19 protein-coding genes and 1 tRNA gene are annotated in these 24,660 nt (G+C 44.9%); 3 read left to right on the top strand and 17 right to left on the bottom strand.

Annotation, left to right across the window (positions count from 1 at the left end):
• Positions 1-18 precede the first annotated feature (18 nt).
• The 3 genes from luxU to uvrB all read right to left on the bottom strand — a co-directional run bounded on the left by luxU (position 19) and on the right by uvrB (position 4,057).
• Positions 19-363 carry a quorum-sensing phosphorelay protein LuxU gene (gene luxU, locus HCZ42_RS04555; protein WP_167419560.1) on the bottom strand — a complete coding sequence of 115 codons (345 nt, stop codon included), beginning with the start codon at positions 361-363 and terminating at the stop codon, positions 19-21.
• A 3-nt stretch (positions 364-366) separates the two neighbouring features.
• Positions 367-1,758, bottom strand: coding sequence for a quorum-sensing sigma-54 dependent transcriptional regulator LuxO (luxO, locus tag HCZ42_RS04560; protein WP_167419561.1), 1,392 nt, complete (start codon positions 1,756-1,758; stop codon positions 367-369).
• Between the two features lie 268 nt (positions 1,759-2,026).
• Positions 2,027-4,057, bottom strand: a complete 2,031-nt coding sequence (uvrB, locus tag HCZ42_RS04565; RefSeq protein ID WP_167419562.1) for an excinuclease ABC subunit UvrB — start codon at positions 4,055-4,057, stop codon at positions 2,027-2,029.
• A gap of 549 nt (positions 4,058-4,606) precedes the next feature.
• Here uvrB and HCZ42_RS04570 point away from each other — a divergent pair.
• Positions 4,607-4,682: transfer RNA gene (locus HCZ42_RS04570), tRNA-Asn, on the top strand.
• Between the two features lie 368 nt (positions 4,683-5,050).
• On the top strand, positions 5,051-6,826 hold the full coding sequence (locus HCZ42_RS04575; protein WP_167419563.1) for an FG-GAP repeat protein: 1,776 nt from the start codon (positions 5,051-5,053) through the stop codon (positions 6,824-6,826).
• Positions 6,827-6,943: 117 nt separating this feature from the next.
• Here the strand turns inward: HCZ42_RS04575 and HCZ42_RS04580 are convergent, their stop codons facing one another.
• The 8 genes from HCZ42_RS04580 to HCZ42_RS04615 form a co-directional block, all read right to left on the bottom strand.
• Positions 6,944-9,424 (bottom strand): Ig-like domain-containing protein, encoded by a 2,481-nt coding sequence (locus HCZ42_RS04580; protein WP_167419564.1) that lies wholly within the window; start codon positions 9,422-9,424, stop codon positions 6,944-6,946.
• Between the two features lie 64 nt (positions 9,425-9,488).
• Complete coding sequence (locus HCZ42_RS04585; RefSeq protein ID WP_167419565.1) at positions 9,489-10,241, bottom strand: outer membrane beta-barrel protein; 753 nt, start codon at positions 10,239-10,241, stop codon at positions 9,489-9,491.
• Positions 10,242-10,260: 19 nt separating this feature from the next.
• Positions 10,261-11,289 (bottom strand): hypothetical protein, encoded by a 1,029-nt coding sequence (locus HCZ42_RS04590; RefSeq protein ID WP_167419566.1) that lies wholly within the window; start codon positions 11,287-11,289, stop codon positions 10,261-10,263.
• Positions 11,289-12,014, bottom strand: a complete 726-nt coding sequence (locus HCZ42_RS04595) for a hypothetical protein (RefSeq protein WP_175579394.1) — start codon at positions 12,012-12,014, stop codon at positions 11,289-11,291. The genes HCZ42_RS04590 and HCZ42_RS04595 overlap by 1 nt, the downstream gene beginning before the upstream one ends.
• A 15-nt stretch (positions 12,015-12,029) precedes the next feature.
• Positions 12,030-14,519: a TcfC E-set like domain-containing protein gene (locus HCZ42_RS04600; RefSeq protein ID WP_167419568.1), complete on the bottom strand. Its 2,490-nt coding sequence runs from the start codon at positions 14,517-14,519 to the stop codon at positions 12,030-12,032.
• 242 nt (positions 14,520-14,761) lie between these two features.
• Positions 14,762-15,283 carry a hypothetical protein gene (locus HCZ42_RS04605; protein ID WP_167419569.1) on the bottom strand — a complete coding sequence of 174 codons (522 nt, stop codon included), beginning with the start codon at positions 15,281-15,283 and terminating at the stop codon, positions 14,762-14,764.
• A gap of 61 nt (positions 15,284-15,344) precedes the next feature.
• Positions 15,345-15,866, bottom strand: coding sequence for a hypothetical protein (locus tag HCZ42_RS04610; RefSeq protein WP_167419570.1), 522 nt, complete (start codon positions 15,864-15,866; stop codon positions 15,345-15,347).
• Positions 15,867-15,979: 113 nt separating this feature from the next.
• Positions 15,980-16,618 (bottom strand): EAL domain-containing protein, encoded by a 639-nt coding sequence (locus HCZ42_RS04615; protein ID WP_167419571.1) that lies wholly within the window; start codon positions 16,616-16,618, stop codon positions 15,980-15,982.
• 414 nt (positions 16,619-17,032) lie between these two features.
• On the opposite strand from HCZ42_RS04615, the gene HCZ42_RS04620 reads away from it, so the two are divergent.
• Positions 17,033-18,025, top strand: coding sequence for a helix-turn-helix domain-containing protein (locus HCZ42_RS04620; protein WP_167419572.1), 993 nt, complete (start codon positions 17,033-17,035; stop codon positions 18,023-18,025).
• Between the two features lie 54 nt (positions 18,026-18,079).
• Here HCZ42_RS04620 and HCZ42_RS04625 read toward each other — a convergent pair whose 3' ends face one another.
• The 6 genes from HCZ42_RS04625 to HCZ42_RS04650 all read right to left on the bottom strand — a co-directional run bounded on the left by HCZ42_RS04625 (position 18,080) and on the right by HCZ42_RS04650 (position 24,652).
• A complete protein-coding gene (locus HCZ42_RS04625; protein WP_167419618.1) occupies positions 18,080-19,324 on the bottom strand; it encodes a BatD family protein in 1,245 nt (414 codons plus the stop codon).
• A 77-nt stretch (positions 19,325-19,401) separates the two neighbouring features.
• On the bottom strand, positions 19,402-21,129 hold the full coding sequence (locus tag HCZ42_RS04630) for a vWA domain-containing protein (protein WP_167419573.1): 1,728 nt from the start codon (positions 21,127-21,129) through the stop codon (positions 19,402-19,404).
• Entirely contained in the window at positions 21,122-22,186 is a 1,065-nt protein-coding gene (locus HCZ42_RS04635) for a vWA domain-containing protein (RefSeq protein ID WP_167419574.1), read from the bottom strand. The genes HCZ42_RS04630 and HCZ42_RS04635 overlap by 8 nt, the downstream gene beginning before the upstream one ends.
• Positions 22,183-22,692 (bottom strand): DUF4381 domain-containing protein, encoded by a 510-nt coding sequence (locus HCZ42_RS04640; RefSeq protein WP_167419575.1) that lies wholly within the window; start codon positions 22,690-22,692, stop codon positions 22,183-22,185. The genes HCZ42_RS04635 and HCZ42_RS04640 overlap by 4 nt, the downstream gene beginning before the upstream one ends.
• Positions 22,692-23,654 carry a DUF58 domain-containing protein gene (locus tag HCZ42_RS04645; protein ID WP_167419576.1) on the bottom strand — a complete coding sequence of 321 codons (963 nt, stop codon included), beginning with the start codon at positions 23,652-23,654 and terminating at the stop codon, positions 22,692-22,694. Before HCZ42_RS04645 ends, HCZ42_RS04640 begins: the two co-directional genes overlap by 1 nt.
• A gap of 14 nt (positions 23,655-23,668) precedes the next feature.
• Positions 23,669-24,652, bottom strand: coding sequence for an AAA family ATPase (locus HCZ42_RS04650; protein WP_167419577.1), 984 nt, complete (start codon positions 24,650-24,652; stop codon positions 23,669-23,671).
• Positions 24,653-24,660: the final 8 nt, after the last annotated feature.

Consider the following 24,660-nt stretch of genomic DNA (forward strand, 5'->3'; position numbering starts at 1 on the left):
CAGTAAGCCGTTAAGTTCTTACTGCGATTGGTATATCTGCTGATAACGTTGCTTGGTTTCACCGAGCAACGCTAACATCTTGCTGCGAATCGAATCAGTATCAAACTCTCCACCGGATTTCGCTGCTGCATCGATTTCAATCGCGTAGGCACATAAAGACTCCGCGCCAAAGCTAGCAGCACTGCTTTTCAGTGCGTGGCTGATTTCTTTCAGATAACGGGCAACATCAAAGCTCTTTTCTTGGCTTAGCGTTTCAATGTATTGGGCCAGTTCACCTAAAAAGATTTCAAGTAAAACCGGCACGTTTTCTTGGCCAATTTCACTCGCTAACCTGTCGATTTTACTCTGGTTTAATACTTCCATGATTTACTGGGTTTCCTTCGCATTCCAAGTTTGTAGTTTGCGGTAGATCGTCGAAGGACTGACATCCAAATAGCCAGCGGCTTTTGGAATGTTGCCTTCACACGCTTTGATCGCTTGCTCTATCGCTTTTTTCTCAGTTAACCAAAGTGGAAAAATATCGTGAACTGACGGCTCTTTCGTTTCCGTAAACTCAACACGAATTTGGTTATCTAGGGGCTTATTCAACGGCGGTGGTAACATGTTCAAGGTAATTTCTTTACCATTGTTGAGCACCACAACGTTTCTCAGTACGTTTTGTAACTGACGGACGTTACCCGGCCATTCATAATCGGAAAATCTTTCTACCACCTCTGGTGATAGTCGTACAAAGTCCTTACCCTCTTCTTTCGACATAAAGCCCAATAATGAATAGGCAATTTCTACTATGTCTTCACCGCGCTCTCGTAGCGGCGGCAAATGCAGTGGGATCACATACAGACGATAGTACAAATCTTCCCTAAAGCGCCCTTCTTCAACCTCTTTCCAAGGATCACGGTTGGTTGCACAAACAAATCGTACATCGACGCTCTTCATTTTCGACGAGCCAACTTTTTGGAAGGTACCTGTCTGAATAAAGCGTAGGAGCTTTGTTTGCAAATCTAGGTCCATTTCACACAATTCGTCTAAGAATAGCGTGCCGCCGTCCGCTAGCTCTGCCGCGCCTTGTCTGTCGGTCGCCGCACCAGTAAACGCCCCTTTGACGTGACCAAACAGCTCACTTTCAATTAAATCTTTCGGAATTGCCGCACAGTTAATCGCGATAAAAGGTTTGTCTCCCCGCTTACTGGTAGCGTGAATCGCTTCCGCGCACACCTCTTTACCCGTACCACTTTCGCCAGTGATAAAAATACTCGCTTTACTCGATGCCGCCGAGTCAATGGTACGATACACCGCCTGCATAGTTTGGCTACTGCCGATGAAACCTTGATAACCTTGGTTTGGATTATCCGCTTCGTTCTTGAGTTTATTCGCCTTACGTAGCGCGTTATTGACCGTAACACGCAGCCGGTCCGCTTCACACGGTTTAATCAAAAAGTCTTGCGCGCCGTGACGCATCGCTTCAACCGCGGTATCAATCGAGCCGTGCGCGGTCATAAAGATGACCGGAACATCCGGGTTTTTCTGTTTCACCGCATAAAGCACGTCCATACCTGTCATATCAGGCAGACGCAAATCAAGCAGGATTAAATCAGGTGTACGAAAGTTTAAACTTTCAATAGCGTCACGCCCCGTACCGACGATATTGATGTCGATTTGAAGCGGAGTCAGGTAAGAGCGATACAATGCCGCGACCGACGCCGTATCTTCAACCATAAGCAGATATTTTGCTTTGGGATCATTAGTATTATTTTGCATAGCCTAGCCGTTGATTGCGATTGCAATTTGTATAAATGATTGCATTAGGCTTTGCATTTTGCAAATAAAAACCAATTTAAAGGCGATTTCTGATTATTATTTAAGCAGAAATCCCAAAAATTAATTGGCACGATATCTGCTTTATTTAGATTGACCTTAACGGGTCACCTAGCCAACTGACGTTGTTAGTGAACTTAAGTATTCACAAATGACAGCCAATAGATAAATTTCTATTGGCTATTTTTTTGCCTAAAATTCTGCTTAGCGATCAACTATTTACAATAAACTGTTGACGCAACTTATCAATTTCATCGCGTTTTTCTGCCGCCAGTTCAAACTCAAGATCTTGAGCGTGTTGGTACATCTGAGCTTCAAGTTTACTGATTTCTTTCTCAAGCTGCTGCGGTGTCATCACTTCGTAACTTTGTGAAGGCTCCGCCACTTTAGACAACGGCACTTGTTTGTTACCGCGTTGTCGCTTCGCTTTGGTAATATCGCCAAGTTCCATGATGTCTTTGACGTTGCGTTTCAGCGCTTGAGGCTCAATACCCATTTCCTCGTTGTACGCTTGTTGCTTCTCGCGACGGCGGTTGGTTTCATCCATCGCTTTCTTCATCGACTTGGTAATCGAATCCGCGTAGAGGATCGCTTTACCCTCAACATTTCGCGCCGCACGACCGATTGTCTGAATCAATGAACGTTCAGAACGTAAGAAGCCTTCTTTGTCCGCATCCAGAATCGCCACCAGTGACACTTCCGGCATATCCAAACCTTCTCGGAGTAAGTTGATCCCAACCAATACGTCAAATTCACCCAAACGTAGGTCGCGAATAATTTCGACACGCTCGACAGTATCAATATCCGAGTGGAGATAACGCACTTTCACATCGTGCTCTGTAAGGTACTCAGTGAGATCCTCAGCCATTCGTTTGGTCAATGTCGTGACCAAAACACGCTCATCTTTCGCCGCGCGGATGCGAATTTCTGAAAGTAAGTCGTCGACCTGAGTTCCCACTGGACGCACTTCTAACTCTGGGTCGAGCAGGCCTGTCGGACGTACCACTTGATCGGCAATTTGGTTCGCCGATTTTTCCAATTCGTAGTTACCCGGTGTCGCCGAGACAAAGATGGTTTGTGGTGCCAACGATTCAAACTCTTCAAACTTCAGCGGACGGTTATCCAACGCCGAAGGGAGACGGAAACCGAATTCGACCAAAGTTTCTTTTCTTGAACGGTCACCCTTATACATCGCACCAATTTGCGGAACGGTCACGTGTGACTCATCAATGATCAGCAAACCGTCGTGTGGCAGATAGTCAAATAACGTCGGGGGCGGCTCACCCTCGTTACGACCACTGAGGTAGCGTGAGTAGTTTTCGATCCCTGAACAGAAACCGAGTTCGTTCATCATCTCGATATCAAATTGAGTACGCTGGCTGATGCGTTGCTCTTCCAACAGCTTGTTGTTTTCGAGCAAATAAGCTTTACGTACTTCTAGCTCAGCCTTGATGTGTTCAATGGCATCAAGAATACGCTCACGCGGAGTAACGTAGTGCGTTTTCGGGTAGATGGTATAACGAGGCAAATCACGCTGTTTCACCGCCCCAGTCAATGGGTCAAATACACTGATGCAGTCAATTTCATCGTCGAACATTTCAATCCGCACAGCGTCTTGGTCAGATTCTGCGGGGAAGATATCAATCACTTCTCCACGAACACGGAACTGACCGCGCTCAAACGCAACGTCATTGCGGCTATACTGCAGTTCTGCTAGACGACGCAAAATGTCGCGTTGATCCATGACGTCACCGCGACGAATATGCAGCATCATTTGCAAATACGCTTGTGGGTCACCCAAACCATAAATGGCAGACACCGACGCTACAATGATCGCGTCTTTTCGCTCTAACAACGCTTTGGTTGCGGATAAACGCATCTGCTCGATGTGAGCGTTAATGGACGCGTCTTTCTCGATAAAAGTATCGGTGGTAGGAACGTAGGCTTCTGGCTGGTAATAATCATAGTAAGAGACGAAATACTCAACCGCATTGTTGGGGAAAAATGACTTCATCTCTCCATAAAGCTGCGCTGCCAGAGTTTTATTTGGTGCTAATAAGATTGCCGGACGTTGCGCTTTGGCAATCACGTTGGCAAGTGTAAAGGTTTTACCTGAGCCGGTCACACCAAGTAATGTTTGATGAGCCAAACCTGAATCTAAGCCATCTAGAAGCTGATTAATCGCGGTTGGCTGATCGCCAGACGGTTGGTAATCTGATACTAAGTCATACACTTTGTTCATGCGCAGCCTCAATCCTAGGTGAAATTCGTTTTTGGTATTGTGACTGTATATATATACATACACAATAGCTAAGGGAAAAATAAACGCCTGTTTTGCGAAAATTGATTAACTATAGCTAGATCCTAAAAATCAATCCTGATATTATCTTTCGCCCTACAAGAGATCTACTCTGAAAACCCCATCTTTTTAGCTAACAGCTTATACACAAAATCCCGTATTTTTCAGACTTATCAAAGTTTCCATTCTGAAATCAACACGATTATATCAACAACAATTTTACCAAAAAATCTATACCATACAGCCACTTATAAGTTGTCATCTATTAATAGAATTTAGTGTAAACAATCTAAAATTCGCGCTAAATATCATTACTCAAGTTTAATTAACACACTTATCCACAATTTTAGTGGATAACTATGTACAGGCTATATCCGGTAAGGGATACAAAAAAGTAAAGCAATTTATCTGAAAAAAAATGGCTTTTTTCATTGGCATAAGTATTGACACTCTTTAGCTCCATCGCTAATATTCGCCTCGCTTAAACGCAATTCCCCCTTAGTTCAGTTGGTAGAACGGCGGACTGTTAATCCGTATGTCGCAGGTTCGAGTCCCGCAGGGGGAGCCAGATTTAGAAAAAGCCGTGTCAAAAGACACGGCTTTTTTGTTTTTATCTAGCATTCATAATAACCAAACGCTTCATTCGGCGGATCTACTAGTGATACGAGTAAGCCCCCGACCAATCTTCCCAGCCCCGATGATCCAAACACTCCTACTAACGACTTAGATCACTCAAAATCTCGATCTGATCTCACAAATACAATTTAATGCCTAAGAACCAATAGATATAACCAATACGCATTCTATTATTATATAAATCAATGACTCAAGATTAGCTGAAGTGAATAACACTTTAAAACCTACAACTTGCGCATGAAAGCTCACTTGCTCTAAGAGTTTCATCGCATAGCTAAACTTGTGAATTAGGAAGTCACAATGATGTTCAAACTTTCTTCAGCATTAAGTGCCACTCTACTAATATTGTCTACTCTGATGCTCAATGGATGTGGAGAAACAGGCGATTTGTCTTCTACCAAAAGCGTGTCATTTAACTTGTTATCAATTGAAGTTAGCGATAGCGGCATCGCCACATTTGACTGGGATGATTCAAGCGGTGCCAGTGAGTACATTATCTGTAGAAAAGACAATACACAGAATAACCAATGTGAAGAATTACTTACTGTTACCTCTGGTACAACAGGAACGGTCAATATCGGTAGTATTTTAGAAGCAGCCGTATCTGAGTATTTTATTTTGGCGAAAAACGAAGAGTTAGTCGCCTTATCGAATAAACGATCCATTGAATCTTCTGAGCTAGCTAATCTGATTACCTACGTCAAAGCATCAAATACTGATAGTAGCGACAACTTTGGCAATTCTATTTCTCTATCCACAGATGGGAACACACTTGCTGTTGGTGCACATTATGAAGACAGCAATTCAACGTCACTCAACGGTGATCAAGCCAATAATAGCGCCGCATCTTCTGGGGCCGTTTATTTATTCCGGTACAAGAACAACCAATGGTCACAACAGGCCTATATTAAAGCTCCAAATGCCGAAGCTTCTGATACATTCGGTAGCTCAGTTTCGTTATCTTCCGATGGCAACACTCTCGTGGTAGGCGCACGAGGTGAAGAAGGCGGTGTTCCTGGAATCAACGTAAACTCAGCAGACAACTCTATTCCCAATGCTGGTGCTGCTTACATTTTTACCTTTGATGGTATGGACTGGAATCATCAAGCTTACGTTAAAGCCTCTAATCCGGGTGATGGCGACCATTTTGGTACTGCAGTCGCACTCTCACCAGACGGCAGTACTCTAGCAGTAGGAGCTGACGAGGAAAGTAGCGACCTGAAAGGCACTTACGCTCTTCCTCCTACAGACAACAACCTTCAATCTTATGCGGGGGCAGTTTATTTATTCCGCTACAATGGCAGTAATTGGGTACAAGAAGCTTATATCAAAGCCTCAAATACAGAGAGCGGTGATCGCTTTGGTAGTAGCCTATCGCTTTCTCAGGACGGCAACACCTTAGCCGTGGGGGCAACGGGTGAAAGAAGCAACGCGACTGGCGTAAATGGTGAGCAATCTAATAATGATTTGTTCTCGTCAGGGGCGGTTTACTTGTTCCGCTTCGATGGAAGCAGTTGGGTCCAACAGGCCTATCTAAAGGCTTCAGATACCAGTAGCGCTGGATTTTTTGGGGCATCCGTTTCGCTTTCTTCAAATGGAAATTTATTAGGCGTAGGTGGGTACGGTCAAAATAGTAGTAGTGGTGCTGCCTATGTGTATCAATTTGATGGTAGTGATTGGTCAGAGCAAGCCTACCTTACTGCATCAAATGCCGAGTCATCCGATTATTTCGGTAACTCTGTTGCGCTATCTCCAGAAGGCAACGCACTCTTAGTTGGTGCTTTGTTTGAAAGAAGCAATGCGATTGGGGTGAATGGAGAACAAACTGACAATTCAGCGTTGGCCTCAGGAGCAGCCTATTTGTTTCGTTTTGATGGCTCTCTATGGGAGCAAGAGTTCTATATTAAATCTTCCAATACAGAAGCTACTGATAGGTTTGGGCTTTCTGTTTCATTGTCGTCTAACGGTAGTAGATTGGTGATAAGTACAGTGAGAGAAAGCAGCAGCGCAACAGGCATTAATGGCGATCAAAGTGATAACTCTGCATCAAGATCTGGCGCGGTTTATGTCTACTAGCAATCCGATAAAACTGATTCGCGTAGAAGTAAACCAGTAAACGTATCGAATTATAAAAAACCCAGCGATGTAGCTGGGCTTTTTGTTTCTAACACCAACTTTAATCTACGCGCTGTATCAATAATGCGAGACACAAGATACGTAAGCGTATCGATAGGATCCTCCATCCATCCACCCTGAAAAGTAGTCGAAAGCAATAACTACAGACTCTTCTGGAAGCGTTGCATTACCACTGTATAAGCTAGATGTAGGCCAACCAAAGTAAGTATACATATTTCCTAGATACAAACTTATATTCGTTCGGCTTAGTTGCCAATTGGAGCGACCTGAAAACTCAATTTCACTAAGCTTCTCACACCAATCACGACCCGCATCGACATTCGCAAGACTATAATTCCAAGACATAAATCGTCCTCCAGCAGGACCTCGGCTACCATCTTCAGTTCGAATTTGGTCTGTTGAATAGCGATAACCAACGGCATCCATAAATGCCACACTTGGGGTAGATGTGTAGAGGTAATTAGTCCCTGGGCGTCTTACGACTTTCAAACAAGGCCCTGAAGCATTGGTCATGTTCGTATCATTGTAGAGCCCGCCACAAACCAAGCTCTCTTTTATAAACTGAACATTAGTAGATGCATTCAACGTCATACCATCACTTCTGTTATACTTCGCATCTATCCCCACGGTTTGGCTCACGCTCGGCTCGGTGGCAGCCCAACGGATGGACGCATCCTGCTCCCCTTTGGTATCCGTTTCAGTATCAGCGCTAATCGCTACATCCGTACTCGTCGAACTAAAATTAACGATTCGTTTTTCTATGGGGTTGTTGTTCGCATCCCGTAAAGTTGCGCGAACTTTATTTGGTTCACTACCAAAATCAGAACCATCGACAATGGTGGCAAGAGTTAGTACCGCTGTCTTCTCGTCGCCAATAAAGACAATATGGGTATTTATTTGAAGGTCTACGTAATTAAAAGTGACGTTGATACTTTCCGCTTTGAAATCTGTGAACGAAAATGTCGCGACTCCAGACGCATTCGTTGTTGCAGTACTTGAAAAAGTCACATTTGAGCTATCAGATGACGCTGAGATAACTTTGCCTGAATTGTCAGAGCCACCAAAATCGAGCTTAACACTGACCGTCGCTGTATCCACGCCATTCGCCACCGCTTCAAAGTCTGAATCACTTTCAACAATGCTCATTTGGCCAGGGAAAACGCAACTAAGGTAATACACGTTGGCATCGGCCGCAGTTGAATCCTCTGCCCCGGTTATATCCACCTGTACTCCGGAGCCTGATTGGTCCGCGATATATTTGTATTTGACAGGCCAATTGTAAGTACCACTAACATCAACATTAGACGCTAACCGCTCTAACTGGTCGGCTGTGGCGAGTTTGGCGCCTAAATTGGTACACAGCGTTTTGGCGTCTTGATAGCTATACGCTGTCATATTAATCGCAGGATCATAGCCATCATCGACCAGTATTGCGCTGTATGGGATATCCAAGTAATTGGCGTCAGCGGCGGTTGTCGGCGCGGTAAAACGATTGACACCATACACAATGTTTCCCCACTTTGCTGATTGAGCCGGATCTTGAGTGATAACTTTGATCAATCCCATCTCGTACGCACCATTATGGTCACTCACGGCGAAGCTGACGGTGTGTTCACCCACTAATGAAGACTGGAAAGTAAACACTTTATTGTTGGTGTCTGTTGGATTCTTCGCCGCCACTTCCGCATTAAATGCTCCCACATACACTAATTGGTAATCGTCACCATCTTCTGAGGTAACGTATGGGGAAATATCGATATCAACTTTCTGGTTGATGCTCACTCTCTGCGGGTACACGATATTATCTTGTATCGTCAGACCTTTATTCGCTTCATACGCGACAGCCACATCGAGGACACCCATCAGTACCTGGTCACTACCGTTTGAATAGGTAAAAAGTACCCGGTCAATGCCTTCAAAGTCTGCGGCGGGTGTATAAGTGAGGATATTGTTCACTGGGTTTGTACTTGCCTCGCTACCCGAGTTGAAAGGTAACGTGGTTTCGCTAGACAGCGTAAAGCCATCCAAATCCACGCCAAGCTTGCTCAGCTCTTGTGCTAGATCGACGTCTATCGCCGTATTTAGCAACGTCACAGCGCTTATAGGTGGAAGTTGTGCCTGCTCTGGAGTTTTGCTCACCGCAACACGGAGCAACGCTTGTGATTCGTTCTCCGTCGATAACTTGCTGGCGACTTGGTAGCGATAGTCACACACCTTTAAGCTCTGGGCTGCGATGACAAAGCCAGTATCATTGATACTTTGTACATCACATTCATCACCTGGCGATAACTCTTCAACGTCCGTGACGATGAACTCGCTTCCGTCAGACACCAAGACGCGACTGGTCAAATCGACTTGGTATTGGTCTGAAAAGCCCGTCGAATACATCGCATCTTGGGCAACCACCGTCGCTGTGTTAGCAAGGTCATTGTTCAAATCGGCTTTGTCTTCCGCTTCGTTTCCGCAACCGTATAAGCCAAATAACAGCATTGTGGAAAGTAACACCTTTCCCCAACCCAATTTATTAAAATTACTCATTAATATTCATCTCGACAGGACAGATTAAACAGCAGCTGCGTCATCATTAGCGTCATTCTCAACGTTAATAATTGATGACTTCACCTGGATAAATGATGTTGACATCTCGATCCTCTGACAGAAACGGATTAAGAATTAAAATCTGCTCTAGGGTTTGATTCAGTGAATGTGCAATTCGTACAAGAAAATCCCCCGGCATTACCCGATATTGTTCAACACGTACTTGGCATTTTTTATCAGGAACTTCACGAGGAGGTTGAAGAGGAATTGCGGCTTGTGCCGGTTCGCTGTCCTCGTATAACAACTCATTGATTGGGGGGGCATCAATCACATTAGAAGCCGCATGTGCTCGATGAGTATCAAAGCGATAAGACAGCAAAGCATTCAAGGTGTAGAGATTATCTTCGTCGACACCAAAGGCGGCTTGATAACCTAAATCAGCGAACCAATTGCGGCTCAGTTGATATTGGAATCCCGCATTGAGTAACGGAGCTAACGTATTTTTGTCATACGCTAAACCACCACCGACATACAGTGAGGCGTAATCACTCACAGGCAGGAAGGTTTTAAACCTTGTGAACAACGGATCAAATCGAGGGGGTGTCGCATTTGAAGATTGAGCGTATTTGTATCCCGCTTCAAGCAGAAGATTTTGTTCGCTCAGTTGATAGCCAACGGCCCCTTCATAACCAATTGAACCACCAGATTTAAGCTGATTTTCAAAAGCGTCAAATGTGACGCTAGCGCCAATTTGCCAAGGGGAAGCCCCACTTTCCGAAGCATCGCAGGGTAAAGAGATATAAGCCAGCAATATCATAGCGTAGCAACTCTTCATCTTATATCCCGGGCTCAATAATTAGCACAATGTCATCTGAATAACGCCCGGACATAAGCTCTATTCCCGACACGTCATAACTGAGATCCAAAAGGAAATTGAGTGAGGTGATGGCTCCTGAGTTAGCACCAACCGTACTCACTGGCGTGATTAACCGTCCTTGAGAGTCAACCAAATTGGTGACATTGCACCCTGAGCAGACGACTTGATAAGGAATCGTTACTGAGTTATCTGTTTCATTAACCAGCTCATAAGTTTGATTTGGCATGTTCAACACAATGCCATTGGTAAAATTACCATTGACGGTAATGTCGTATTGGGTATCCGCTGAGATACGGCGGGACATAGTGTCGTATTGAGGCGCCATAAACCCATTCCCATTGACCACGACATGACTGATATCTGCGGGGCTGTAGTTGACCTTCACCATCAGTACTTCGCTGATATTTCGGTAGGTCAGAATACCGTTGCTGTCGTAGTAATAGCGGATGTTAATCGGCGCCACACCGCTGTAGATACCTTCCGGAAGTCCCGCTAAAGCAGAGGTAATACTCGTATCGCTTATGTTGAAAATTGGCCGATAAAATACAAATGGGTTGACGGAGACGTTATTCACTAACTTAGTCGACGAAATACAACTTTCACCTTTTAAACTAATGATCGGTAGTTGAACTTTGTCTCGGCTACAACCGCCTCCCATCGACGACGATAATGGGGTATAGGTAATGCCGACGGTGTTGTATTCCATTCCAGCAATGTCGATCACGATTGGCGCGCTGCTTCCACCGGATCCTAGTAAGACCAACGTTTGTTGAGGTTGAGCGGCAAAGGTCGCGGGTACCCAAGCGGAAGTCGAGCGAAGCATTGGCGGTGTTGCCCACATGCTAGGTACCATATCGCCATCTGCGTACGTCACATTACGCCAAGAAACCCGTTGTGAATCAACATCTGCACGTATATCAAACGCTGCATATGCGGAACCCAGAAAGAGAACCTGGAATAAAAACAAATACTTAATGTGGTGACGCATTAGGGTTCGCTCCTAACCACACTAAGTTCTTTGGCGTAACTTCTATCATGGGAAGTGACGGTGACATTGAGGGTTTCCGCCTGCATGTTCGCAGGTAATTTAAAGTGTTTTTTACGCCCTGCGACGACCGCAAATCTCTGTTTACACTCCAACTGCCCAGATTGAGTACAGCTATCAATGAAAACGTTGATCAGCGTATTACTCTTGTTGTCGATATAAATTTCGTCACCGTTGTTTTTGATAGCGTAATCAAATTTGGGCTTAGGCGTAGGGATGATGTAGACAGGTGCAAATCCATAGTTGATCTCAACACTGGAAGTCGCGTCTTGCTCTGGTTTATAGGTACTTGGCACAAAAGAGAGCATAAACATCAGGTCGCGACTGTCGTCGCAAGTCGTACTCTTACACAAACTGCGCACACCGACGTTCTTCGACTCACCGGGTTTCAATACCAGTTTTGTATGCGTCAGTGATATTTTCCAGTCTTCAATATTGGCGCTTTGGTACTCGGTTTTAACCACATTATTGTCTTTATCGATGGCAATTTCGTTGACAGTGGCTTCAACAAACAGCGTTCTCTCTTCGTCGTTATTAAGCGTAACGACCCCGTTCCCATGTTCGTCAGACACAACAATCATTTTATCGACATTAAACGCGTAGCTGTGTACAGGTAACAACAGCATCAATAAGAGTGAAAAATAGCGTAACGGTTGATTAATATTCATCACTGTTTCCTTTCATTATGGGCTCGTCAGCGTCGTGAGTGCTTGCGCATTAAAATCGGTGAGTTGCATTACTCGCATTGCGTCGACAATACCGTTGCTCGCTTCAAATTCTTTAGCCATGTGGCTCGTTGCGAGATAAATGGCACTGGCTTGGCCAATCGGTTTTTCTATTACGTTGAAACCCGCCTGAGATAAGCGAGCGATCTCTTGCTTGAGTTGAAGTGAGCTCTGATACACACCCAAAAACTTGATCTTTGACTGTGCATCGGAGAAAGCATCGGTTTCGCTTTGTGTGGTTGGTAAGCAGTAATTGACGCCAAAATTGAGCTTATTGGTTGCCGCCAGTTCTTTCGGAATCAAGCACTGGTATTGGTCGGAGGAAAGTTTGAATGCCACACCTTCAAGCACTGACACTCGGTAAACATCATCAACCACTTCTGACACACTCAAACAACCTGCGCCTTCGCACTTTAGTTGGTTGATCGGCGTACCATTGAAGTCCCTAAAGACGCTGATAAACGAGACAACTCGGTTAATCTTCGGATTAATCCGGCTTAGCGTTCCAGGGTAAGAAAAGGCTTGAATGCGATTGTCACCGCTGTTGTAAAAGTCGACGCTTTCCGCGTCAAAATAAGCTTGATAATTGGTGTAGTCTTGCAATGGGATAAGGGTGGAATCCTCATACACCATCAGTTTGCTGTTATCTTGACGTTCTTTCTTTAGCGTAAACGTGCCCTTTTCCAACGAATTATCGATGTTTTGTTCCGATTCAACATCGATAAGTAGATAAGACGGTGCCGCTTGATCGGTAAAGGAAACGCTGTTTGTCGTCACCACTTGGGTGTTGGATACCTTGCCACTGATTCCCATTTCGCCCTTAGTCGAAGAGTAAGCATTCAAGTTGGTATCGACATACTGATTGCGTGTACTGCCATTGAAGGTCAGCTCTTGATACATATCACTTTGCAGGCGGCTAAAGGTATTCGACAGCTCCAAAGAGCTATTGACGGAGTCGGAGTCGAATAGGTTGTTTTTTCTCAGCGACGTAGACACCTGACCCAAAGACGAATTAGTCGTATCGAGGCCAGTAATCACATCGATGGTTTCCGATAGCGGCAGAGTCCACAACAGGCTAAACGAGGTATCCTCTTCTTCTGCGGAATAATCGAAGTTCAGGTTCAACCAAGAATTTAAGACAAAAGGTGTGGCGTAGCCCAATGATAGAATGCGGTCTCGCGGTATCGCGTCTGCATCGTATTCCGATAAGCTCCTGTTTTCATTCAGTGTATAGATAGCGTAGAAGGATTTTCCACCGCCAAATGTTTGGGACAAATTGACGGAGAATCGTGAGTAGTCCGCATAGCCATACATAAAGCTGGCGAGCGGGTCACCTTGCTCGTTATTTAGGAACTCATAAGAGACATTTAAGTTCGGAATCCCAATATTGGCGTTGAAGTGTTCCGCTTGTTCAAACTGGCTATAGACGATTTCTGTGTTTAGATCGCTATCCAGCCAATTAAATCTCGCTCCAGCATTTATTAACGAACTTTCTTTTGTCGCCAATGCGCCAACACCAAGCAACAATGATGCAAAAGGTCGATAACTGACCAGTGCTTTACCGTACGCATCATCTTCAATACTGGCCGCCTGATCTTGGTCGTAATCATAGTAACTGTCGGAAAATACGCCGCCAGAAATGGCGTAATCGACACTACCCACTTCTAGACTGTCTTGTTGGCTGTTGTAAATCTGATAGGTTTGCGAACTAACCAAGTCACCTGAATTAAGAATATCTAACCTAGCTTCGTAGCGCCCTTGAGGTAAGTCGCTGTATCGAATGGTATTCTGGCCAGCATCAATATTATTTTGATAGACCAAGCGACCATCTCGATACAACTCAACGCTGCCACTACGTGGAGAATAGAAGCTGATCACTTGATAGTTACTCTTTCCCCCTACCAGCAATTTGTTGGAGCTTGAAAAGGTTAGCGAGCGCTGAGGCATTTTGGCGGTATTGTTTAAGAAATCGGTTGAGTTGACGTTGGGATCATATTCAAAGTAGCCAGCGTTGTAGGTGTTTCCCTCAACATCCAGATTGTACGACACCTCATACAACTGTGAGCTTCCGTTATACGTCGTCGCGTTAAAGTCCGTTTTGAGGTAACCGTAAGGTAACCCTAACACCGCCTTATCATTTAGCGACAAGATCCCTTCTTGGTCGGAATATTTGCTCACGTAAAGGTCAGAAGAGTTGATCAATGCATTATCGGCACTTCTCGGGTCGTAAAAGGTTTTGTCTTCGTCGTGATCTTGATACGAGAGAATTTTTGAATTTACGAATAGATACAATTCATTGTCATTATAGTTATATACCCACTCGAACTCATCAGGTGTCACTTCGCAGCGACTCAGTTCACCGCGGCACAAATCTTTGTCTTCAACACCCTGAATCAACTGATTGAGGATCGCTCTCTGATAAGCGTTATCAATAGCGTTATTTTGCAAAAACTCCGTGACTTTTTTTATGCTAGCTTGGTTGTTTTTATCAAGGGCGACCTTGTTGTATGTAGCCAATAGGCCGAGCGTATCCGTATATGTTTGGTCAAGATTTCGCAGCTTGATTTGCCGTTCTTTTAAAACGAACAGATCTTCAAAACCCTGAGGAAACTTCGTCGAGGCGTGACCTTCGTTTGCAACCATTGACAAGCAAGTGCATAACGCAAGAGCCGTTGAGTTTATGTGTTGCACTAGATCTCAACCCCAATTTCTGTCGCTATTTTCCCTGAGCACGATTTGATCTCATGCGAAGCTCCGATTTCACTGAACGGCATAAACGACAAAGCAACTCGATGGTTAGAGGATTTGTATATTCCATCGTCTGAGTTGAAGTCCGAAAAAGTGACAGAATAATTTTCACCGATAGACTGACTATCCACCGTTATACCCAAAAACTCATTATCCAAGATGTATTCGTTGTCGAAAAGATCAATGCACTTTGAAGAAATCTCAGTAAAAGATATTGAATACGGAATATCGTATACAACTTTAGGGATATTAGTTTCGATATTTAACATTGATTCAGAGTCATTGAACTTTGAGCCATCGTCAGAAACTTCTAGCTTCAGGCTACTTGGAGAAAAAAATACGTTTGTGATCGAGTTTTCATAAAGCTCATTGATATTAATAATAGTGAAGGGTGTTAACGTAGTAACGGCACCGACAACGTTCAATGAGAATAAAAATAACGATAAGCATAAGATACGGTTCATAAAAACATGAATACAGAATGGGCCTATTATAAATAGGCCCTTTCATTATTTAGATAGTCGTTTAAATAGCATCAGCAATAAACGTTACCGATACTTGAGCTGCAGTCTCTGCAACTAACGATGGTTCAAGCGATGTAGTTTGCTTCACGCTAGTTGTGATAGTTTCTAAACCAGTAGAACCGCCAACACCTTCACCCACCGCTAATGTTGAACCATTGACCACAACGGCTAACGTTGCCGTGTCAACATTAACATTGTCATAAGTCAGTGATGCATTGCTCAAGGTCCAAGAAGCCGCTGCCAAATCACCGATAACTGGCGCTGACGCATCGCCTGTATTCTCGTGCGCTTCCAACACAATCTCATCTGAAATAAACGTTCCGTCTTCTTTTGCAGTGAGAGAGCCTGAATGCGCCGTCAGAGAGCCACCAATACCGGTAATGATCAAGTCGTCACCCGCGGTCGAACCAGGTACTACACCATTCCATACTAGCGTTGCCGTAGACGAAGCATTGGCGAGAGATGCGCTAGCGATTCCAGCAATGAATAACGTTGCTAGTAAACTTTTCTTAGAAGCGAACATAAAGAAATAACCCTTATTTGAATTAATACGAAGTAGTCAGAGCTCTGATGCGCTATTCTGCGTTCAAATAAAGACAAAACAATAACAACTTTAAAATCGAAAGTTTAAAGTGTTTATAGATATAAATAACCTTGAAAGTAGTCAAATGGCATTGTACTCGCTGAATCATGCATACTTTTTGTTTCCACTTTTTCAGCAATAAACTTGCAGGAGCATTTTTCCTTTATCGTATTCATCCAGTTGTGAACATTTTCAAAGTTATTAGTACACGATGTATAGAATAATTGTGGTTCTAGCTTCACGAAGTCATAAATATCAGACTCAATTTCTTTGGCTCTAGGATCATTATAAGAAACATCATCGGCTGAAAACGTAAGTTGATACTTTTCTTTTAACTTTCTCAACTCATCCACTTGCAAAAGGTTATTGACTTCGCTGTAGTGCCGTTCCGTTATTTCGAAACACACCTTGATATCAAATTGACCAATTTGATGAACTAACTGAGACACCTTGTTGACAAAATCTAAATCTCGCAGTTGTTTTCTTTCTAGATTTAAAAAACACGTCAGTTTTTTACGCGCACCTTCAACGCTACACAACTGGACTATTTCCTCTAGTTGTTCAATCAGATTTTGATTGAGCCAAGAGTCATCAACATCCGACCACGGTATTTTTGATGCGTTATGGTGCAATACTTCATAGCCAAAAACATTCAAATGACGATCTAGTACTTTTTCATACTTAAACTTCATATTTACCCACTCTAGTGCTCTATATTTAAAGCCTAGCGCTCGGAATTACTGAACGTCCATTTACAAGATTTTTAACGAAGCGCTTTACTTACCCTTAATCGCCGTCAATTTAACCAACTTATATAGATGACGATATAACACATTTAAAATTTAAGTTAAAAAAAGAAACAACACACAAAAAATTAACATAACTTGCTGATTTTAATAATGAAACATTATTTCATATTAACAACAAGCATAACAACTTGTCTCAAAGTTTAGAAAATAACGTTTACAAATCATCACCTTACAAATCATCATATATAGCAAAAGAACTTGATGTGAAATGGGTTTTATATTTAAACCCAAGTTTAATCCGCATTAGGTTGATAATAAAATCAAATAAAAATAAGAAAAATAGGAAATTGAGTTCCTATGAAAATAAAGTCAGTACAAGTTCAGAAGGGGTACCGTGAAGCTATGCAGTTTAGTAGTTTTCTAAAACAGATAAGGCTCGAAAACAATTTAACTCAAAATGATATGATCAACCGTCTAACCACCGAAGCGTCTATTTTTGAATCTCTTAATTTAATGTCCTATGGGCGCTGGGAGCGAGGAAAGTCGACCCCTTCACTCAATAAGATCCTTACCATAGCAAAGTCTTTTGATGTTGATCTTTCCAATCTTGTTGAAAAGATCGATATATCGTTGTCAAAAACCAAAATTAAACAGTTTGACGAATGGTATAACTATCTCGTTAACTCCGGTGTGAGTAATTCATTATTCGGTTACAATAGTTCTGATTCATTTTCATATAAAAAGAGTCGATTCGATAAAGATTTTCCCCTCTATGAACATTTGAATACTGAAAACATTGAGAAGATACATCGTCATTGTTTAAAGCTGATGGCGTTCCATGGCGATATCTATGGTTGCATTGCGAACGAAATAAACAAGCAACGAGATAACTGGTACTACTTGGTTTATCTAAGCCGCCAGAATCTACATGCACACTTTTCATGGAGTTGCCATAACTTACACGCTTTAACTTCTCTGGTTGAAAAGTACAGACAGAATAGTCTCTGCCTGCTGTCAGAACCTGCTCCTAACAGCCAAAATGAAGATCAGTTGATGTTTGTCAGCGTATTTATGCCTTATGACACAGAATGGACTGCCTATACAGTAGACCAACTGACGTCCTTCCTCTTACAAAATCCTAGAGTTAAAAAGCTGATTTTCAATACACATATAAAAGAAGCAGCCTTGAAAACCTCATCGACGTTTCACGGCACAACGTTAGCAACAGTGACAAACCTGAACTATAAAACCCCGGTCGTTAGCAGATTGATAGAGGTTGATTCCGTCGACTTTTTATCGAATCATGGCATTGTCGACAGAATAAAGCGCAAAAATGCGTTCCATAGATAAAAACAAAACGCCACATCTCACGATGTGGCGCTTTTGTTTTCCCGATCATGCGTTCTAACCTCGGTTTTGACGCACTTTATCTAATGTCGGAATAGCTTTAGGCACACGCAATGCAAACTTACGCTGTCTGTTACGTGGAATCGATCGCCACATGCGCTTAACTAGGCTGACGTCTTGTTCACCAGATTGAACACGTAGACTATCTTGTTGCCACGATGCACTGCTATCCACTTTGGTCATTTCTAACAGTGAAGTATGGGTACGCGTTTGTCGGTACAGCAACGTACGTACCTCGCCCCAACGCCCGGCTCTAACTAGACGACGGAAGGTTAACCAAGCAGGTACAGGCCGTTTTCGGTAGTAACGCTTAACGCTAAGCGTCGTCGAAACCATGAGTGTAAGCACGACACCAGCGGCAATTAGCCACGATGAGTAGGCTTTGAGGAAAGACGCAAGCGTGTGTTTAACGTGATAGCTTTGCCCTTTAACCACCACAGTCTCAAGCTGGTTAGTTTTGCTGTTCCACCACTGAAATTCGATATCCGGTATTGTGATATCCCCGCCTTGTTGAATCACATACACGCTCTGTTCGGTTCGAGCCGATTGATAGTCGCCACGCGTTTGCAAATCCGACAACTGATGTGGTTGCGGGTAGACATGGTATTGCTGAGTAGACTGACCTGAGAGCAGATTTGGCAACAGTACCGAAAGGCTATCTTGCGCACTCACTGTTACTGTTCGTGTAATCGCATCACCGACTTTCAGTTGTTCCTGCGAGGTGTGCCACTGCTGCTCTACTTCAACATTTGACGCAACAAACCACGGGGTTGTATCGCTAACCAACCCGGTGGGTAGAGTCGCCTCAAGCCCGAGCGGTGGCGTGTATAAAGTGCCCGCTACATTAGAACCATCAGGCGCAGAGACTTTTACCCAAACCGGAACAGGTGGAATCACAAAGCTCCCCGACGCTTGTGGGTAAAGCGTCACTTCCCAACGCTGGCGAGCCCAGGTTTTATCACCTTTTGTATCAATAAAGTTAGTGGCCAGTTGGTTACGTTGCTTTGCAATCAGATTGGCGACATCGATTGTGCCGATACGGGTGCCACCAGTAAACCAACGAGACGTCGCAACTTCGATGTTCAAAATCACTTGTTGGTTAACGCTCACTTGCGCTGCACCACTGTCCTCTTGCTGGCCGATCCAAGCCGTGACTTCAACATCATGGTTGCGCTGCAATTGGTCAATATCCAACTCTGCTGCAAAGCCATTAAACGGCATCAACAAAACCAGCACCACCATAAAACCAATATCAATCAACAAGTTAGATTGAGATAACGAGTGATAGTTTTGAATCGACTTACTTTGAGTCAACATAGTTACTCCTCACCTCGCTCGTTGGCACTGCTAGACGCGTCGACTGGATTGTGGAGCTGGATTTGGAATTTGGTGCGTAAGAAATATTTCGGGTCAGCTTCAACCCGTTTGAGCCATTTATCCGCCACCGCTTGGTCATTCAACAACTCTTCAGCACTTATCGACTCTTTGGTCATCAGTTCTTCAGAAGTCTGTTCTTGATAGCCGTCGCCAGTTTTTGGTTGCTCCTCGCCTAGCTCTACGGAAATCTCTTGCTGCCCTTCTGCCGATTTGCCCTGACTTTCACTCATCCGGTTAATCTCATCCACCAAAGCGGTAATCACGGCGAGATTGTGCTCAACGTCTGGACGTAGCTGCTCACTTAGTGTGTCTTGCGCAGCGAGTGTTTGCAGTAAATCTCTGGCAGCGACGTACTCTCGCTGCCGAGCCAATGCGCTGGCGGCGTTGTACAAGCCTAAGTCTCGCTCGTCTTGTGTCGCGGCGTGCCTTAACTGTAAAAATGCGCTATGCGCTAGCTTATATTCACTTGCGTAGTAATAAGCCGTACCTTTGCGTAGTGGGTCTTTAAAATGTTTCGCCGCTTCAAGGTATTGTTTGTCGTTCAGTAAGCGTTGACCTTGCTGATCCGGCGTTAACCACAAGTCCCACCAACTTTGCGCGAGCTTATCCCACAAAGTGACTTTTTGAATCACTTCAACTTGCTCAGCTTTACTCTGCACTGGTTGAGCCATTACCGGTTTAGGCAACAACAAAGAACCAGACACCATCGCAAGTAAACACCACTGCACCAACCAACCTTTACGGAACCAGAGCATCATGATCAGCGCAATAGGATAAAGCAGTACATAGCCCATATCCTTCCAAGGCATCGACGATTCACCGTTGAGCTGCATGTTACGCTCCACCAAGCGGTTCAGCGTTTCGATATCACTACCGTCGACGCTCACTTCAACCAAGCGCCCACCAGTGGCACGAGCTAGCGCACGCAATGAGTCTAAGTCCATCGGATTATCACTGACTCGATCAGGGTTTCCCGCAGCGAGAATCAGCAACTGATAAGGCCTGGCTGAAAAAAACGCGGCAAAACGATCAATCGTATTGGGCGTCACGCCATCGCTGACCAGCAATACGCTCGAGCCCAGTTCGTTGTTTAGCTGTTGATCAATAAGCGCTAAGGCTTGCGAGGCGTCTTTGCCGTCAACAGGCATGATGTCTGGCGAAATAGCCGCAAGAAAAGGGTCAAACACTTTTGCATCTTGCGTCACTGGCATAGCGACATGTGCGCTGCCAGCGTAAACAACCAGTCCAGTTCGGCCGCCTTCTCGCGCTGCGAGTAAATCTCGCACCTTTTGCTTGGCACGCTCTAGACGACTTGGCGGCAAGTCTTTTTGCAGCATAGAATCACTGTTGTCTAGCACCACCAGCATTGACGTTTTATCTTCCCCAAATGGTGAGGCTTCTCGCTGCCAAGTTGGCCCGGCGCAAATGATAATCGCCAACGTCACGTTGACCAGCAGTAACTTAAGCGGCAACTGTTTTCGCCAGCCTTTGTCGCCGATAGTCAGCGCGCTGCGTAGGTGTTCGGGTAACACATCTTTCCAGCTTGGTCGGGAATCTTCCAATGATCGTAGCCAAAGTAGTAACACCATCGGCACAAACGCCAGTAACCACCAAGGTCTGAGAAAGTGAAACTGGCTGAAAAACTGCTCAACAGGCAGAGAATCAAACATGCTTTTCTCCCTGTAGAGAGCCTGAGCTAGAGTTTGCTAATCGTCTTCGTTGCAGCGTAGCTAAACTGAATGCCAGCAGATGCATGACAACCACAATCGCCAGCAAATAATGGTGTAGAGTTTGTTTTGGTCGATAAGTGGTACTTTCGTAGAGTTGAGGTTCAAGTTCACCAATCTCTTGGTAAGCGAGCGCTAACTCATCGCGGTTAAGCGCTTGAAATGCTTTGCCTCCTGATTCACTCGCGATACGTTCAATCGTCTCCATATCTAACGCAGACTCACCTAAGGTTTGCGGGTCTCCCATCGCGATAACATGCACGCGTACACCTTTCGCTTTGGCAACTTTTGCCGCATCAATCGGTTCGACAAAACTGCCGGTATCATTACCATCGGTCAGCACAATTACCACTTTCTCTTTTGGCTGGCCTTGCTGAGGATTGGATTTAGCGCTCTGTTCAAACACTTTGATCGCCAAACCAATCGCATCACCAAGGTGGGTGCTTTGCCCCGCCATCGCGACCTCGGTTTGCTCGAGTAACTCTAGCCAAACTTGTTGGTCAGCGGTAAACGGCGTTTGTACAAATGCCGCATCACCAAACAAGATCAAACCCAATCGGTCACCTTTTCTTGTGGTTACAAACTCACCAAGCACTTCTTTGGCGGCGTCAAGACGAGAAATTTTACTGCCCGACTTGGAGTTAAAATCGATTTCTGCCATCGAACCGGACAAATCCACCACGACCATAACATCACGCCCGAGTCGCTCGCGCACTTGTGGTTGACCCAGCACGTTTGGCTGCGCCAATGCCGTTACGACGCACAACCAAGAAATAATTAGTGTCGCGCGTTGCCACCATTTGGGTGCTAGTTGGCTCGCGCCTTCCGACGGCGTCTCTCCAATCGCATCGACCAGCAATTGAAAGAAAGGTACTTTAATTGCCATTTGTTTGGTGCGATAAGCTGGCACAAGATAAGAGATAAGCAGCGGCAGTGGTAACAGCAAAAACCATAATGGATGCGCGAACTCTAGGCTGCTCAGAGAGAGCAACGTATTCATACTCTACCCTCCTGAGTTTTCACGCTTAGGCGATGTTGTTTAAGCCAAACTTGCGCTCGTTTGATCAGTTCTGCATTTTGTTCAGAACTAAGTTCAATGTTCGGATTGACCAAACTTTGCTGCCACAGCTTTGCGATTTGATCGTTAAAAGCGGGTTGCTCTGGGCAGAGTTCATCGAGCTTATCTAAGAAGGCAGCATCGAACAGGCGGGCGTTACCACTATCGAGATAAACCAGTACGATTTTCAAAATAGAAAACAGTCTTTTACCTGTGTCGTTATCTTGAGGATTGAGTTCATTCAGCGCAGTTAATGCCTCACTTCGGTAGCGATTGTTCCACCAACGACACAGCGCTTTGTAGGTCCAATACACAAGTGCAAGCAATATCGCTAAAGCAAGTAGCTTCCAGCCAATGGTTTGTGGCCACCAACTGACACTTTCAGGCACTGTAACATCGTGCAAGTTGCGTAAAATATAGGTACTTGGCGGGGTATGGAGAGTCGCCATTATCGCCCCCCCACCAACTGTTGAAACTTAGCGATATGCTCTCCGGACGTATCTAGCTCGATATGGGGTAGTTTTTTGATCGACATAAGCTGAGTCAGAGACTGCCTTTGCTGCGCCATTCGTTCGGCCAGATGCAAGCTGGCGGTTTCGACTTTGGCTTTACTGTCTAAGTTGAGTTGATAGCGCCCATCTCCCACTACCCACTTCAGACTAGCTAAGTCTTTTGGTAACGACTGTTCAAACGGGTCACTGACCATCACTGCCAGCACATCGTTGTGCTGTTGAAGTTGTTTCAGATGGTCAAGATGGTGGTCCTCACAGTCATGCCAATCACTGATGAAGATAATCGTCGACTGTTTGAGCTTCATTCTTTTCACTTGTTCCAGCCAGCGCGAAAAGCTGACGTGTTCACTGTTGTGCGCATCAACATTCAAGGCTTGGTTGGACTGAGCAAGGCGCTTTAGCTGGGCTAAGAATTCATTTTGCGAGCGCTGTGCTTTGCTATGAAAAACGCGTTGATACGCGGTAATCACCAACCCAACTCGGTCACCGTCTTTCAATACTCGCCATCCACACATGGCAGCGATTTCCGCTGCAACCACCGATTTCATCACTTCAATCGAGGAGAAAAACATCGCACTGCGCTGATCAACACAAATAATGACGTTACGGTCTTTCTCTTCGGTGTAACTTCTCACGTGCGGTTTGCCGGTGCGCATCGTCACTTTCCAATCGATCTTACGAATATCATCACCGAGCTGGTAATGGCGTAACTCTTCGAAATTCAAACCACGACCACGAAACAGAGAGTTATGACGTCCAGATAGAACACTGCCAGCTTTGAGGTGTGGCAAAAGGCTGAATGATTCGGCCTGATCTTGCAAGCGAACCAAACGGGCGTAATCGCAATATAAACGCGGATCGAATCCTTGAGACTGAGGGGCAAGAGTCGGCTTGGCCATTTCTACCTCCGCGCTTAGCCGATTTCGACGTAATCTAACAGTTCTTCAATCACGCGTTGATGATCAACGCCGTCTGCCAGCGCATCGTAACTCAGTGAAAAACGATGTCCCATGACGGCAGGCACCATAGCGCGAACATCATCAGGCAGGACATGGTCGCGACCTTGTAGCCAAGCATAAGCACGAGCACATTTATCGAGCGCAATAGACGCACGTGGACTTGACCCAACTTCAATCCACTTGTCGAGTTGAGAGTCTGGGTAACGCTGCGGTTTGCGGGTCGCCATCACCAAAGCGACGATGTAATCCTCAACCAACTCAGAGACCGCAATATGCGGCAACTGTTGACGCGCTTCAAGAATCAGCTCGGAAGAAATGTGCTCTGTTGAAATTACCGTTTGTGAAGTTTTGGCGCCAAGCTCTTCACTGCGAACCAAGCGGATAATGTCTCGCTCGGCTTGATCTTCTGGATAATCGACGGTCACCTTCATGATAAAGCGGTCCATCTGCGCTTCAGGCAACGGATAGGTTCCTTCTTGCTCAATTGGGTTTTGTGTCGCTAGTACCATAAACAGTTCAGGTAGCTGGTGCGTTTTATCACCCACGGTAATTGTCCCTTCTGCCATCGCTTCAAGCAACGCTGCCTGCACTTTAGCGGGCGCACGGTTTACTTCATCGGCAAGAACAATGCTGTTAAATATTGGTCCCGGTTGAAAATGCAGTTGTGGCTTACCCGCGACTTCTTGGTACACCTCGGTGCCAGTGACGTCTGACGGCAATAAGTCTGGAGTAAACTGAATACGTCCAAAGCTCGTATTGAGCAAGTTCGCCAAAGATTTTACCGAGCGCGTTTTTGCTGTTCCCGGCAAACCCTCAAGTAGCACATGTCCGTTAGTCAGCAAACCAATAACCAAAGCACGGACCACATGACTTTGACCAATGACACTTTGTTCTGTTTGTTCGATCAATTGCTTGATCGCTTGTTGTGCGTTGTTCATCCCCACCC

The organism is Vibrio hepatarius (assembly GCF_011806575.1).
In the GTDB taxonomy this organism is placed as follows: domain Bacteria; phylum Pseudomonadota; class Gammaproteobacteria; order Enterobacterales; family Vibrionaceae; genus Vibrio; species Vibrio hepatarius_A.